Raw genomic sequence first — 14,353 nt, 5'->3', positions numbered from 1 at the left:
TTGAACTGCTTATTAATAAGGACGAGTGGGATCTATTATTGAATACTGAGACTTTTCTATGTAAATATCAAAAGCATCTATACCTTCTTGTAAAATTATACGTGCTTCTTTATGAGTAATTGGTACAACCCACAAGACACTAATTATTTCTTCACCTATTTTTATTTCTTCTAAATCCTCACTTTCTCCTCTTAGTTCATCAATCAAAAGGGCTTTTGTAGTCCAGTTCTCTGGTGCGAGTGCGCTCTCAGTCATTACTCGTGGTGCTTCCGAAGATTTTATATTTTCAATATTATGGGCAATCAGGTCGCAGAAATAGGAGAATATACGATCAAGGCTTTCTTGTCCCAAATCGGGTTTTAAAGCCAGCATCCATTCAGTCTCAGTAGGTTTTCCAGTTTTTCGAATGGAATTAGATAGGCCGACTGTTGCGAATCTTGCAGGAATTTTATCATTAATTGATGGAAAATAATAGATCTCAATATATACGCCAATCTCCGGTTTTGTCATTATGACTCTATATTCTGGCATAGACCATTCTTTAATATATAAATTAAGAATGATTGTTCTTCTGATGTCGAAGTTCAGAATTTTTTCTTTGCTTGACTCTCTATTGATTTGCACATCCATCACCTTTTTTTATTGGTTTTCTCGGTTTAAAGTTTGGGCCGGTCTAGAGTGTTAATATACGAAGTTACTTAGTTTCCTTTCGATGATTGGTGCTTCATGACAGCTTCTTTTGCTCTAAGGACAATATCATCCACATCGGAAAACTGACGCTCAATAGATGCTAGCGCCTTCAGTAAAAAAAGGCCAAGATTTTTATCTCCTAAGCATAATTCCGTTTCGGCGAAAAATTCGATGTCTTCGAGTTTTTCTATATTTTTTTTATTATTGATGTTTTCAGGAAATTCGATGTATTTATGGAGGGTTAAGACCGCATCTTCGCCCTTGGTTTTAAAATCGTGAACAATTCCATTGAATATGGTGTCTTTGAATCCTTCCTTGAGCCTGCCTTTTTCATTCAATGCATCCGGATGAAATGTCGCCAAATATTTTTCGTTTCTTATGGCTTGATCATTAACGATGTAGGATATTTTTTCTTCGTCAAGAATCTTTATTATTTCATCAATTGACTTAAACTTTAGTCTTGCAAATCTTGCCGGAGAAAATTGCTTGCGCAAAGAATCTTCATTTTTTGAAAGATATGCCCTAAAAGAAATTTGAGAGTTTCCTTCCAAGAGTTCTTTGAAATAAACAAGATGCCTTTCATCTACCATATCTGCCTCCTGCACTTCTTGAGCTTTTGGGTAATATTATGGTCACGCATCATTTTTTTGATCTGGGATTGGAGAATCTGATTGAAAAAATCGGGGGTCGCACTAAGTTAATAAAATAGGCTTTTCACGAAGTTCGATTTGAACTCGTGAGAAGCCTATTTTTATTTCTATGTGGTCAAAATGTGGTCACTGGACGCTTTCCGTCCAGTCGGCAACGAAATCTACCGTTTAAGCGCGGTTGTTCATCATCGAATTACTTCGACAATGATTTCATTACATCATGCCGCCCATACCGCCCATGCCGCCCATGTCAGGCATAGCAGGTTTGTCTTTTTCAGGCTTGTCGGCGATAACCGCTTCGGTTGTCAGGAACATAGCCGCAACGGATGCCGCGTTTTGCAGGGCAGAACGCGTTACTTTCGCCGGATCGACGATACCGGCTTCGATCATGTTCACCCACTCGCCAGTAGCGGCGTTGTAGCCGATACCGATCGTTTCTTTCTTCAGACGCTCAACGATTACGGAGCCCTCTTGGCCAGCGTTCGCGGCGATTGTGCGAACCGGCTCTTCCAGAGCGCGCAGAACGATGTTCACGCCTGTTTTCTCATCGCCGTCGGAACCTACAGCGGCAACAGCATGGTACACGCTCACGAGAGCCGTACCGCCGCCTGCCACGATTCCTTCTTCAACCGCAGCGCGAGTAGCGTTCAGTGCGTCTTCGATACGCAGTTTGCGCTCTTTCAGCTCGGTTTCAGTAGCGGCGCCGACTTTGATTACGGCTACGCCGCCTGCAAGTTTAGCCAGACGCTCTTGCAGTTTTTCTTTATCGAACTCGGAAGTGGTTTCTTCCAGCTGCGCTTTGATTTGGGAAACACGCGCATCGATGTCTTCTTTGGCGCCGGCGCCATCGACAACGATCGTGTTTTCTTTGGTTACACGGATTTGACGAGCCGTACCCAGTTGTTGCACCGTAGCGGATTTCAGCTCAAGGCCGAGTTCCTCGGTGATCACTTGGCCGCCTGTCAGGGCAGCGATGTCCTGCAGCATAGCTTTGCGGCGGTCGCCGAAGCCAGGAGCTTTGACAGCCACGCAAGTGAACGTACCGCGCAGACGGTTAACGACCAGCGTAGCCAGTGCTTCGCCTTCTACGTCTTCAGCGATGATCAGGAGCTGCTTGCCTTGTTGAACCACTTTCTCAAGGACCGGAAGGATTTCTTGGATGTTCGTGATCTTCTTGTCGGTGATCAGAACGTAAGGGTTCTCCAGAACGGCTTCCATTTTGTCCGTGTCCGTAATCATGTACGGGGAGATGTATCCGCGGTCGAACTGCATGCCTTCAACCACTTCAAGCTCAGTCGCGAATCCTTTGGATTCTTCAACGGTGATAACGCCGTCTTTGCCGACTTTCTCCATCGCTTCGGCGATCAGTTCGCCAACTTCGTCGTCAGCAGCGGAGATAGCCGCTACTTGAGCGATGCTTTGCTTGCCTTCGATAGGCTTCGCAATGCTTGCAAGCTCTTCGACAGCCGCGCGAACGGCTTTGTCGATGCCTTTGCGGATAACCATCGGGTTAGCGCCCGCGGTTACGTTTTTCAGACCTTCGCGAATCATCGCTTGAGCCAGAACCGTAGCCGTAGTCGTACCGTCACCGGCAACATCGTTAGTTTTGGTCGCAACTTCTTTGACAAGCTGTGCGCCCATGTTCTCGAAAGCGTCTTCGAGTTCGATTTCTTTCGCGATCGTCACACCGTCATTGGTGATGAGCGGGCTTCCGAATTTTTTCTCAAGTACTACGTTGCGGCCTTTAGGTCCGAGTGTTACTTTAACTGCGTTCGCCAGAGCGTCCACACCACGAAGCATTGCGCGGCGCGCGTCTTCACTAAACATAATGTCTTTTGCCATCGTTAAAACCCTCCCTGAAATGTTTGATTCTGCTTACAGGTTCATGTGCATCTATATCGATTCCGATAACCGGCCTTGGCCGAGGCTTCAGGCGGTAAGTATTCAAATGAGTGGCTTAAGTATGTGAATCCGCTAAATTAGGCTAAGATAGCGAGGATATCGCTCTCACGCATAATCAACAGCTCGCGGCCCTCGTATTTCACTTCAGTCCCTGCGTACTTGGAGAAAATAACGCGGTCGCCTTCTTTAACTTCCAGCTCAACGCGCTCGCCGTCTTTCAGCGTGCCGCTTCCAACTGCTACAACTTTGCCTTCCTGCGGCTTTTCTTTAGCTGTGTCCGGAAGCACGATGCCACTAGCAGTCGTCTCCTCTTTCGCAATGGCTTCAATGATAACGCGATCACCCAACGGTTTGATCATGGATAAATAGCCTCCTTCAGTTTAGTTTGTAGTCAATGGATTTTTAGATTTTAGCACTCAAACATCTTAAGTGCTAACAACACTTTTAATGATAATGATTTTACCATCGTTTTGCAAGTGGGTTTTGTTAAATTTTATTGTTTTTGCCGCAAAAAGCAGAATGGAAGTTGTTCCCAAGGAAACGCCTCACCCATTGTTCCCCGACTGCCGGAATTTCATTCGTCTTGTACACCGATTTTACCGGCCCGGGCGAAAAAACGATTCCAACTTCGTATCCTATGCGCTGCCGGCTCTCTTATGACGAGGAATACGGCACTTTTCCGGCAGAATTGCGGTCATTCCAAGGAACGCCCAACCCTACCTCTTCTGACCCGATCCGAAAAAAAAGGGGCCGTCTTCCGACAGCCCGTTACTTTTGTTCCCCGTATTCCGCTTCCCAGGCCGCGTCCTGGACAAGCTGTTTGCGATAAATAAAGCCCGAAAGCAGCACGCTGAACTCATACAGCACAATCATCGGCAGCGCCACAAGAATAGCGGAGATCGCATCCGGCGGCGTGATGATAGTCGAGAGGATGACCAGAACCATATAAGCGTAACGCCGCATTTTGGCCAGCCGCTTGGGGTTCAGAATGCGCAGTTTAGTCAGAAACATCACCACGATCGGAAGTTCGAACAGAACCGAAAGCGGCAAAATAATGTTAAACATGAACGAAAAATACTGGGCCGCCCCGTAGAGCTCGGTAATTCCCATGGAATGGCTGATCGCCGTCGTAAAGTAAAAGGCCATCGGAAACACGACAAAATATCCGAAAGCAAGACCCGCCAGGAACAGGACAACCGCTCCCGGAATGTAGAGAATCGACGCTTTCTGCTCGCTTTCCCGGAGCCCCGGACTTACAAACGCCCAAATGTGGTAAAGGATCACCGGCAGTGTAATGAGCAGAGCCACGACAAAACCGAAGTTCATGTATAAACGGAGCGCATCCCACGGTGAAAATACATGCCACGCGATTTTATCGGCCGGAGGCACGGATTTCAGGAAAAGGATGACGTTCTTGGCGAAAACAAGGCCGATGACGAGGCCGATGATCAGGACTCCCAGCACCCAGAAGATCCGCTTGCGCAGCTCCGCCAGATGCTCGACCAAAGGTTGTTCTTTATCCATGCAGCACCAACCTATCTACGTATAGCTTCACTGAACCGGAACCTTAGTCGGGAAGCCGGCGGGGGTTGTCCGAAACCGCCCGTTCACTGCTCGCCGCCGGTGCGGGAGCGGCTTGCGTTAAAGAGGCCGGCGCCGGAACTTCTTCGGGCGCTGCAGCGGCAGACTTGACCTCGGCCGCTTTCTTGTCCGCCTGGTCATGCTCGGACATCATATCGCGCGCGCCCTTCTTGAACTCGCTCAAGGTACGTCCGAAAGCTCTCCCGAGCTCGGGAAGCTTGTTCGGTCCGAACAGCAGCAGACACACGACGGCAACCAGCAAAATTTCGGTAAAGCCTATATTTTGAAACATCCGGAATGTTTCCTCCTCAAAATGTGTAATCAGCAGCCGAGCAGGCCGCCGTATCCCATCTCCGTAATATCTTCGCGGAAAATCTCTTCCCCGGCGCAGATACGCGGGAGAAGCACGTCGAAGGACGTGTACGGATCGTGCATCACGCAGCCCGGCAGCCCCATTACCGGGACGCTGCCGATATAAGCCATCATCAGCATCGAGCCGGGCAGCATCGGCGTCCCGTAGCTGACGATGCGGGCGCCCGCCCGGGATATGGCCCCGGGCGTGCGGTCGTCGGGATCGACCGACATGCCGCCGGTGACCAGGATGAGATCCGCGCCGAGTCCGAGGAAATACCGGATCTCGGTTACGATCGCATCCATGTCGTCCGGCGTGAACCGCTGGTCGATCACCTTCGAGCCGAGCGCCTCGACTTTGGCTCGCACGACAGGGCCGAATTTGTCCCGGATTCGGCCCTTGAACACTTCGCTGCCGGTGGTGATCAGCCCCGCCCGCAGGCTGCGGAACGGCTTCACGGCGACAAGCCCCGCCGCTGCCGCCGGAGCTTCCTCCGGCGAAGCCGTGGAAGCTCCGGAAGGAGCCGCACTCTTGCCGGCCGCATCCGCCGGGCCGTCGTTCTCCGGCTTCAAACTCCCGGCGTCCAAGGCTTGGCCGCTTCTTCGCTGCGCAGCCAGCCGTTCCACACGGGCGACAGGCTCCTCCTCGATGACGAGCGGAATGACCCGGGTTCCCGCGAGAGGCTGCCCGGGTTTAACGACCGTATTCGTGCGGATGGTCGACATCACGATGCGACCTATGCCGTTGACTTGATCGACGAACACTTTGTCGATCTTGGCCAGCCCGTGAATCGCCGATTTCAGCGTCACCTTGCCTTCGTGCGGTTCCGTCCGTTCGGTGTTCGCTCCCCGCACGGCGCTCGCCAGACGAAGAGCCGCCTCATCCTCGTGAAGGTAGCCTTCGGCAAGTTCCAGCACGTAAATATGCTCCTTGCCGATGCTTAGCAAAGCGGGAATATCTTCTTCCGAAATCTGGTGGCCTTTGCGGAACAAGCGCCCCTTGAACTCCCCCGGAATAATCTGGGTCAAGTCGTGAGCGAGGACCAGACCGACCGCATCCTCCACTTTTACTTCACGAAGCATGGAGTCAGCTTTCATCCGCATGTTCCTGCTCCCGGCCCGTTAGGATCGACAAGGCATGAGGAAGCACATCAATAATGGCCATGAGACTTTCATGGACACCCTTGGGGCTTCCCGGCAGGTTAATGATCAGCGTAGAGCCCCGGATTCCGGTCACCGCTCGCGAAAGCATAGCCCGAGGAGACTTCTCGATCGATTTCATCCGCATGGCTTCGGCAAAACCGGGTGCCGAACGGTCGATGACGCTCAAGGTCGCTTCCGGGGTAACGTCCCGGGCCGCAAGACCCGTTCCGCCTGTCGTCAAGATGAGATCCGCCTGAAAGTAGTCGGTCATTTCTATAAGAGCCGCCATAATTTCGTCCATTTCATCCGGTACGACGCGGTATTCAATGATATCTCCTTGAATCTCTTCCTCTACCAGCTCGCGGATGACTTGGGCGCTCGTATCTTCCCGTTCTCCCCTCGATCCGCGGTCACTGGCAGTTAGAATCGCAACTTTCCAGCGCATTCCTCTCACCTCTTCCTCTACTGTAACAAAATTTGATTAAGAATGGGTATCAAATCTGTGAAAATCTCCATTTTTACCGCCGGTTTTGGTTACGAGCATCGTAGGCCCGATCACCATGTCCTTCTGGAGTGCTTTGCACATATCATACACGGTCAGGGCCGCAGCCGATACGGCCGTCAGCGCCTCCATTTCCACGCCGGTCGGTCCCGTTGTGCGCACTTCGGCTTCGATGCCGAGTTCCGTCCCGCTTTCGTATACGAAGCGGATGTCCACCCCGGACAGCGCGAGCGGGTGGCACATCGGAATCCAGTCGGCCGTTTTCTTCGCCGCCATGATGCCGGCCACCTGGGCGACAGCAAGCACATCGCCTTTGGCAAGCCGCCCTTCACGGATGCGCAGCAGCGTTTCCGGCAGCATCGTAATGCGGGTACGGGCAACGGCTGTCCGCTTGGTCTCCTTTTTATCGCTGATGTCGACCATTTTGGCGCGCCCTTGTTCATTAAAATGAGTCAGTTTATCCGGCTGCTCCATCCGATCCCTCTCCCCTCTTCCGGTCCGCTGCCGGATCCCGGATATATGCGGCGCTCTCCGTAATCAGCACGTCCAGACGGATATCGTGCGGTTCCACGGGAAGGCGCTCTACAAGCTGCACGTCAAAGGCCGCCGCCGCAAAAAGCGGCGCATCCCGTCCTTCCTCGCGAGCGGTTTGCAGCAGCTTTTCAAGAAAGCGGTCGTAATAACCGCCTCCATATCCGAGCCTTCCGCAAGAGGTATCAAAAGCAAGTCCGGGTACGAGAACAGCGAAAGCGGTGAGGGGATCCTGCAAAGTGGGGCTCAGGGGGTCTGGCTCCATTATGCCGTGCATTCCTTTCTGCAGGTCTTTCCACTGCCTGATTTCGTGAAAAAGAAGCTCTCTCGATGCATGCAGCGAACGAGGCACAAAAACGCGGATGCCCGCTTCCCAGCAGGCCTCGATGGTCCTGTGAATCCCGCATTCCGTGCGGAAGGGGACATAAGCCAGAACGATCGGAATGTCCGGCAGACGGGAAGAGCCGCAGCTTCCGGCCGTTTCCCGGCCCGTGGACAATCTTGTGCCGGAGTACTCGTGACTCGGACAGTTTTCTTCTGAAAGAGCCGTTTCTTGCGGCTGTTTCAACGGCAAAGGCGCCGTACCGCCGGAGGTATCGGGTGAAAGTTCCCGGCTGGCGATTATGCCTTTCAACCAGGCGGTCAGCCTTTCGTTGACCCGGCGCTCAAGGCTTGCTCTCTCCTTAGGCGTCAATTGCGACCGGAGCGTTTCGACGTGCCGGCGGATTTCTTTTTTATCGGAACCGTTCATGTATAAAGCTGCAACCTCTTTCCGGCTGGGGCTGTTATTTTTGGACTGACTGGCAGGATTTCGTAGATGGTTGTCTGCCTGCGGGGCAAAGAGCTCTATTTTAGATAGAAGGCATATGCAGACAGTAGTATATATTATTTTATCACATTGCCGGGAAGTTTGAAAAAAATGTGTTCAGTTTTCCTCGAGGCGTTTTTCCTGTACACTAAAAAGAGTCATTCTTATCCGCGGCGGAGCCTGCTTGCAAATCTCGCCAGGTTAATTCCCGCGACTTTGCGAAGCAGCCGTATTAATGAAGAAAATCGTGCAATCATGGAGGTAATAACGAAAGATGCTTCTCCAAGTAAACGGAATCGGTAAAAGCTACGGCACTTCGTCCGTGCTTTCTAACATATCCCTGCAAATCGAAGACCGCGAAAGAATCGGTCTGGTCGGTGTGAACGGGGCCGGCAAGTCGACTCTGCTGCAAATTATTGCAGGCGACCTTTCTTACGATGAAGGCGACATTTTTAAAGCCAAAGAAACCCGGATCGGCTATCTCCGCCAGAACGGCGGTCTGCAGACGGACAAAACGATCCTCGAGGAAATGCGCACGGTCTTTACGGCGCTTTATGCCGTCGAGAGAGAGCTGCGCGAGCTGGAACAGCAGATGGCGGATCCCAAGCTCATCGATAACGCTAAGGCGTACGAGGACACGATGAACCGGTATTCCGCCAGATCCGAGTGGTTCCGTGAGCGGGGCGGTTACGAGATCGAAGCCAGAATACGCGGAATCCTGCACGGTATGGGGTTTGGGGAGTTTCCTCCCGATACGCTGATCCAGACGCTCAGCGGCGGGCAGAAAACCCGTCTCGCGCTGGCCAAAATGCTCCTGGAAGAGCCGGACTTGCTTCTTCTCGACGAACCGACCAACCATCTGGACATCCGCACGTTGACGTGGCTGGAGTCCTACCTGCGCGGGTATCCCGGCGCTATTCTGGTCGTATCCCACGACCGCTATTTCCTCGACTCGCTCGTTACGGCGATCTACGAAATCGAGCGCACGTCGTCCAAGCGCTACACGGGCAACTATTCCCGTTTCGTCGAACTGAAGGAAGCGGACTATGAAATCCGCATGAAGCAGTTTGAGAAGCAGCAGGAAGAGATTGCCCGCATGGAGGACTTCGTGCAGAAAAATATCGTCCGCGCCACGACGACCAAGCGCGCGCAGAGCCGCCGCAAAGCGCTGGAGCGGATGGAACGGATCGACAAGCCTCTCGGCGATCTCAAGCGTGCCAGCTTTTCCTTCCAGATCGATCAGACCTCCGGCAAGGAAGTTCTGCAGGTGAGGGAGCTGGCGCTGTCCGTGGGCGAAGGCAAACGCCTTCTCGATTCCGTCTCGTTCGAGCTGAGGCGCGGCGAAACGGCCGCCCTGATCGGCCCGAACGGTATCGGCAAGACGACCCTGCTGAAAACCCTGATCGGCAAGCTGTCCCCCGATACCGGCGCCATCCGCTGGGGAACCAACGTCAAGATCGGCTACTACGATCAGGAACAAACGACCCTGAACCCGCAGAAGACGATCCTGGAAGAGGTCTGGGACACGTTCCCTACTATTGAAGAAGCGCGCATCCGCTCCGTGCTCGGCAACTTTCTTTTCAGCGGCGAGGATGTGTTCAAAAAAATCGCGTCCCTAAGCGGCGGTGAGAAGGCGCGCGTAGCGCTCGCCAAGCTTATGCTGCTTAATGCGAATATGCTCATCCTCGATGAGCCGACCAACCATCTGGACTTGTACAGCAAGGAAGTGCTCGAATCGGCTCTGCTCGATTACGAAGGCACCCTGCTCTTCATTTCCCATGACCGTTATTTCCTGAACAAAATGGCGGAAAGCATGCTGGAACTGGAACGCCACGGCGTGACCCATTATCTCGGCAACTACGACGATTATCTCGAGAAAAAAGCGGAGCTCGCCGAAATGGAAGCCGAACGCGCCCGTGAACAGGCGGCCCGCGACAGCAAGGCCAAGGCCTCTTCGGCGTCTGCCGCGGCGCAGCAGACGGATAAACCTTCGTCTTACGAAGCGGACAAGCAGGCCAAACGGGAAGAGCGCAACCGCCAGCGGCGGATCGAGCAGCTCGAGCAGGATATCGCCCGGCTGGAGGAGGAAGTGACCGCTCTTGAAGAGGAACTGGCCGATCCGGCGGTCTACAACGATTATGTGCTTGTCCAGGAGAAGAACGCCCTCATCGAGCAGAAAAAAGGAAGCCTGCAAGCGTGCTACGAGGAGTGGGAGACTCTTGTGGGCTGAATTCAGCCCCCGCCCAACAAAATAAATGCAAAAAAGAGGCCTGGCGGGCCTCTTTTTGTTATACCTGCAGTTATCCCGCTTTATGCGAGAAGCCGACGAACCGGAGCGGAAGAATCAGGTTAGGCTTGATTAGTCCGACGAACCGGACGACAGGCCCCTGTAGGTCTTCCTGTCGTTCGGACTTTCGCCAATTACAGCTTAAACCGGCTGATGCTCTGCTTAAGCTCCCGGGACATATCGCTCAGCGCACCGGCCGAAGCGGAAATATCCTCCATGGAAGCGAGCTGCTCTTCCGAAGAAGCGGCAACGGTCTGGGAGCTTTCCACGGTCTGCTGGTTCATATGGGACAGCTCCGAGATGGACGCGGCTACTTCTTCCGTTCCGGCGGACATCTGCTGGGAGGACGAAGAAACCTCCAGAATCTGCTTCGCAAGCTCGTCCATATGATTGACGATGCGCTGGAAGGCTTCCCCGCTCTCGGAAACGAGCTTGGTCATCTCCGTCACTTCTTCGGCCGTATGGCTCATCGTGCCCACGGCCTGACCCGTACCGGTGCGGATCGTGACGACCAGCTCGGCGATTTTGTCCGAGGACTGCCTGGACTGCTCGGCAAGCTTGCGGATTTCATCGGATACGACCGAGAAGCCGCGTCCGTGTTCTCCTGCGCGTGCAGCCTCGATTGCCGCATTCAGCGCCAGCAGATTCGTCTGGTTCGCGATATCCGAGATCAGCGCCGTAATGCCGCCGATTTCCTCGGACAGCTGCGCAAGCTGGTTGATCGATTCCACGGAACGCTGCACCGTATCGTTCATCCGGCTCATCTGCCTCACATTGTGCTGAATCATCCCGTTGCCCCGGGCCGCCTCTTCGGAAGCGGATTCCGAGGATTGCGCCGCATATCCCGCGGATTCGGCAATTCGCTGAATGCCCGTCGCCATCTCTTCCATGGCGTTCGAGCTTTCCTGCGTGCTCTGCAGCTGGCGCTCCGCTCCGGACGCTACCTGCTCGATCGCCGTCGCGATCTGATGCGTGGCCTGCGTCGTCTGTTTCGCGTTGGTATCCAGCACCTCTGCGGCATGACTCACCTGGTCGGAAGACTCCCGGATATCTAGAATGAGGCTGTGGATGCTCGCCGTCATCGCGTTGAAATTCCGGGCCAGCGTTCCGAACTCGTCTTCGCTGCGGACCGGAATGGACACGGCCAGATTTCCTTCCGCCACTTCCAGCGACAGGCGGGAAAGCTCCCCGATGGGTTTAAGAATTCTGCGGGTGAATACACCCAGAAGCAAGGCGAACAACACAGCCATGCCCACGTAAAAAGCCAAGCTCATCAGCAGCCTTTTGTTCAAATCCCAGGATAGCATGTCATAGTCAAAGTCAATGCCGACATAAGCCATTGTTTTGCCGGCCTCGTCCGCAACCGGGCTCAGAATGGTCACCCATTCTCCCGCCTGATCGGTATATACCGGCGTTACGCCCTGGCCTCCGGTCTTTTTAACCGTTTCGAAAGCTTTCGTGTACTGCTCGGAGAAGGCGTAGTCCGTCAAAGGCTTAAGCCCCGCCTTATCCAGTGTCTCATTGGCCGCGACAACGGTCAGAGCCATCTTGCCGTCCGCCGTTTTTTCCTCCGGATAGTATAGGGCGACGTTGGACATATCTCCGTCTTTTACATAATGCTCCATCATCGTGCGAATCGCTTCCATCTCGGCTGCTGCGGCGTCCGGTTTCCCCGTGCTTTTCATCTGATCCATTGCCTTTGTAAGGACAGGAAGCTGCTGCTCCCATCCCAGTTCTACGACCCGCTCAATCGATTTGAGTCGGCTGTAGTAATCGTTTTTCTGCTGCAAATAAGTCAAGGTCATGATCAACGCGCAAAGGACCACCACCAGTGCTGCCATCATCGTGATCATTTTCGCCGTCACGCTTCGTTTTAAGTATTTCATAGTTCCCCCCAAATAGTTAGATAGGAACTATATCGACAACATTCGACTATTTTTTTAACGTTCTATATAAAATTCTGTAGCCCAGTTCCTCCAGCTCGATATGCATCACGCCGTCCACCGGTCTGACCTCTTCCTGCGAAAGCGCATCGCGCCAATCTTCCGCCACCATAGGATGCTGCAGCGTAATCCGCTCCTCGGTATTGTTCATCCAGATCGTAAAATGCGTATGGGCGTCGATCCGTTCGTAAATGATGCAGGGATCGCCGTGGTCCGCTTTCAAAAACCGGAAACTCCCTTCACGCAGTGCCCGGTTTTCCTTGCGAAGATGGATCAGAAGTTTATAGAAATCCAGCAGCTCGCGGTCCTGCATATCGGGATGCCATTCCATACACTGGCGGCAATCCGGGTCGCCTTCTCCTTGAAGCCCCACTTCGTCCCCGTAAAAAATACACGGCGTCCCCATGTACGTCATCAGGAAGACTACGCACAGCTTCAGTCTTCTTTTGTCGCCGCCTACTCTCGTCAATACACGCGGAGTGTCATGGCTGCACAGCAGGTTGAAGACGACCTCGTTGGCCTGTTTCGGATATCGCATGAGCAGGAAGCCCATGCTGCTCGCGAAGGAGTGGCCGTCCATGCCCGGACCCGAGAAGAATTCCAGTACTTTGTCCGAGAACGGATAGTTCATGACGGAATCGAACTGGTCGCCCAGCAGCCACATCAAGGAGTCGTTCCATACCTCCCCGACGATGTAAGCTTCCGGATTAGCTGCTTTGACCACCTGCCTGAATTCACGCCAGAAGCGGTGGTCGATTTCATCGGCGACATCCAGCCGCCAGCCGTCGATTCCGATCTCCTCGATCCAGTACTTGGCTACGTCGAGCAGATACTTTTTCACTTCGGGGTTGGCTGTATTGAATTTCGGCATGCCTTCGAAAAAACCGAATGTATCGTAAGTGGGAATTCCGTTTTTTACGGCAACCGGGTATTCGTTGATATGGAACCAGTCGGCAAAGGCGGACTCCTCCCCTTTCTCCTTCACATCCTGAAAAGCCGGAAACTCCAGTGCGCTGTGGTTGAAAACCGCATCCAGCATGACCCGGATTCCGCGCTCGCGGCAGGTCGCGACCACTTTCTTCAGCAGAGCGTTATCGCCGAAATGAGGGTCCACCTGCATATAGTCCAGCGTATCGTACTTGTGGTTCGAAGGAGACTTGAACACCGGGGTGAAATAGATCGCATTGATGCCCAGATCCACGAGATAGTCGAGATGATCAAGCACCCCCTGCAGGTCTCCGCCGAAAAAGTTGTCGCGCTCCGGCTTTCCGCCCCACGGCTGTACGCCTTCGGGATCGTTCCCCGGATTTCCGTTGGCAAAGCGCTCCGGGAAGATTTGATAAAAGATCGCATCCTTGGCCCAGGCCGGGGGACTGAACAAGTCGATTTCATGAATATACGGGAACGCGTAATAGCCCCCTGGCGGATGAGGCTGTTCGGAATGAATACCCGTTTCCGTCATCCACAGCTGCTCGCTTCCTGCACTCAGCCTGAAGCAGTAGGACAGGCGTTTGTAGCTGGGCACGACTTCCGCCTCCCAGTAATCGAACAGCGAATCCGAAGCGGTTTTCGCCATGGATATTTCCTGATAAAAGGTGTCCCAATCGTATTTATCGCTGGCGATCACCGTAATTTCTTCCACGTCATCCCTTTGTGTACGGACTCTCAAATGAATCGTTTTGTTATCATACGCATAAGCCCAGTTGCTTCTCGTCCCGTGATAAAAGGCTTCTCTATTCATTCAGGCTCACTCCCTGTGGATCAGTTTTGCCTTTTATATAAACATTTTTTTCCATGGCCGAACCACGTTTTTTATCCACATCTTCATCCACAGATAAAATATAAAAAAGCGCCGGATTTTCGGCGCTTTAAGCACTTATAAACAGATTTATCCACATTATCCACAGATTCTGCTGAAAATGTTATCCGAGAGTTATACGGAAAAGGAAGAAAAAGCGGAAGCCT

General features: G+C 52.9%; 13 protein-coding genes. 1 reads left to right on the top strand and 12 read right to left on the bottom strand.

Translation table 11 applies throughout. The annotated features are described in order from the left end of the window. Positions 1 to 12: 12 nt before the first annotated feature. The 10 genes from HMPREF1207_RS15945 to HMPREF1207_RS15900 form a co-directional block, all read right to left on the bottom strand. Positions 13 to 630 carry a suppressor of fused domain protein gene (locus HMPREF1207_RS15945; RefSeq protein WP_231392101.1) on the bottom strand — a complete coding sequence of 206 codons (618 nt, stop codon included), beginning with the start codon at positions 628 to 630 and terminating at the stop codon, positions 13 to 15. 68 nt (positions 631 to 698) lie between these two features. Beyond that, positions 699 to 1,280: a hypothetical protein gene (locus HMPREF1207_RS15940; protein ID WP_009675219.1), complete on the bottom strand. Its 582-nt coding sequence runs from the start codon at positions 1,278 to 1,280 to the stop codon at positions 699 to 701. Positions 1,281 to 1,553: 273 nt separating this feature from the next. Then, positions 1,554 to 3,182, bottom strand: a complete 1,629-nt coding sequence (groL, locus tag HMPREF1207_RS15935) for a chaperonin GroEL (RefSeq protein ID WP_009675226.1) — start codon at positions 3,180 to 3,182, stop codon at positions 1,554 to 1,556. Positions 3,183 to 3,319: 137 nt separating this feature from the next. Beyond that, positions 3,320 to 3,601, bottom strand: a complete 282-nt coding sequence (gene groES, locus HMPREF1207_RS15930; RefSeq protein ID WP_009675186.1) for a co-chaperone GroES — start codon at positions 3,599 to 3,601, stop codon at positions 3,320 to 3,322. A 409-nt stretch (positions 3,602 to 4,010) separates the two neighbouring features. Next, positions 4,011 to 4,766, bottom strand: a complete 756-nt coding sequence (gene tatC / locus HMPREF1207_RS15925; RefSeq protein WP_009675181.1) for a twin-arginine translocase subunit TatC — start codon at positions 4,764 to 4,766, stop codon at positions 4,011 to 4,013. Positions 4,767 to 4,809: 43 nt separating this feature from the next. Continuing rightward, positions 4,810 to 5,115, bottom strand: a complete 306-nt coding sequence (locus HMPREF1207_RS15920) for a twin-arginine translocase TatA/TatE family subunit (protein WP_009675193.1) — start codon at positions 5,113 to 5,115, stop codon at positions 4,810 to 4,812. 29 nt (positions 5,116 to 5,144) lie between these two features. Next, entirely contained in the window at positions 5,145 to 6,272 is a 1,128-nt protein-coding gene (locus HMPREF1207_RS15915; RefSeq protein WP_016423808.1) for a molybdopterin-binding protein, read from the bottom strand. After that, the gene (gene mog / locus HMPREF1207_RS15910; RefSeq protein ID WP_009675197.1) at positions 6,262 to 6,762 is read right to left on the bottom strand and encodes a molybdopterin adenylyltransferase; all 501 of its coding nucleotides are present in this window, start codon (positions 6,760 to 6,762) and stop codon (positions 6,262 to 6,264) included. Before mog ends, HMPREF1207_RS15915 begins: the two co-directional genes overlap by 11 nt. Positions 6,763 to 6,798: 36 nt before the next feature. After that, positions 6,799 to 7,293, bottom strand: coding sequence for a cyclic pyranopterin monophosphate synthase MoaC (moaC, locus tag HMPREF1207_RS15905; RefSeq protein ID WP_009675189.1), 495 nt, complete (start codon positions 7,291 to 7,293; stop codon positions 6,799 to 6,801). Continuing rightward, positions 7,277 to 8,101, bottom strand: a complete 825-nt coding sequence (locus tag HMPREF1207_RS15900) for a 5-formyltetrahydrofolate cyclo-ligase (protein ID WP_009675178.1) — start codon at positions 8,099 to 8,101, stop codon at positions 7,277 to 7,279. Before HMPREF1207_RS15900 ends, moaC begins: the two co-directional genes overlap by 17 nt. Before the next feature lie 331 nt (positions 8,102 to 8,432). Between HMPREF1207_RS15900 and HMPREF1207_RS15895 the strand changes: the two genes are divergently transcribed. After that, a complete protein-coding gene (locus HMPREF1207_RS15895; RefSeq protein ID WP_009675223.1) occupies positions 8,433 to 10,388 on the top strand; it encodes an ABC-F family ATP-binding cassette domain-containing protein in 1,956 nt (651 codons plus the stop codon). Between the two features lie 191 nt (positions 10,389 to 10,579). Here HMPREF1207_RS15895 and HMPREF1207_RS15890 read toward each other — a convergent pair whose 3' ends face one another. Both HMPREF1207_RS15890 and HMPREF1207_RS15885 read right to left on the bottom strand, forming a co-directional pair. Continuing rightward, positions 10,580 to 12,331 (bottom strand): methyl-accepting chemotaxis protein, encoded by a 1,752-nt coding sequence (locus HMPREF1207_RS15890; protein WP_009675176.1) that lies wholly within the window; start codon positions 12,329 to 12,331, stop codon positions 10,580 to 10,582. 46 nt (positions 12,332 to 12,377) lie between these two features. Next, positions 12,378 to 14,129: an alpha-glycosidase gene (locus HMPREF1207_RS15885; RefSeq protein WP_009675229.1), complete on the bottom strand. Its 1,752-nt coding sequence runs from the start codon at positions 14,127 to 14,129 to the stop codon at positions 12,378 to 12,380. Positions 14,130 to 14,353 lie beyond the last annotated feature (224 nt).

The sequence above is a fragment of the Paenibacillus sp. HGH0039 genome (assembly GCF_000411255.1).
In the GTDB taxonomy this organism is placed as follows: domain Bacteria; phylum Bacillota; class Bacilli; order Paenibacillales; family NBRC-103111; genus Paenibacillus_F.
Note: the sequence above shows the minus strand (reverse complement) of the source record. Positions and strands in the feature narration are given on the sequence as shown.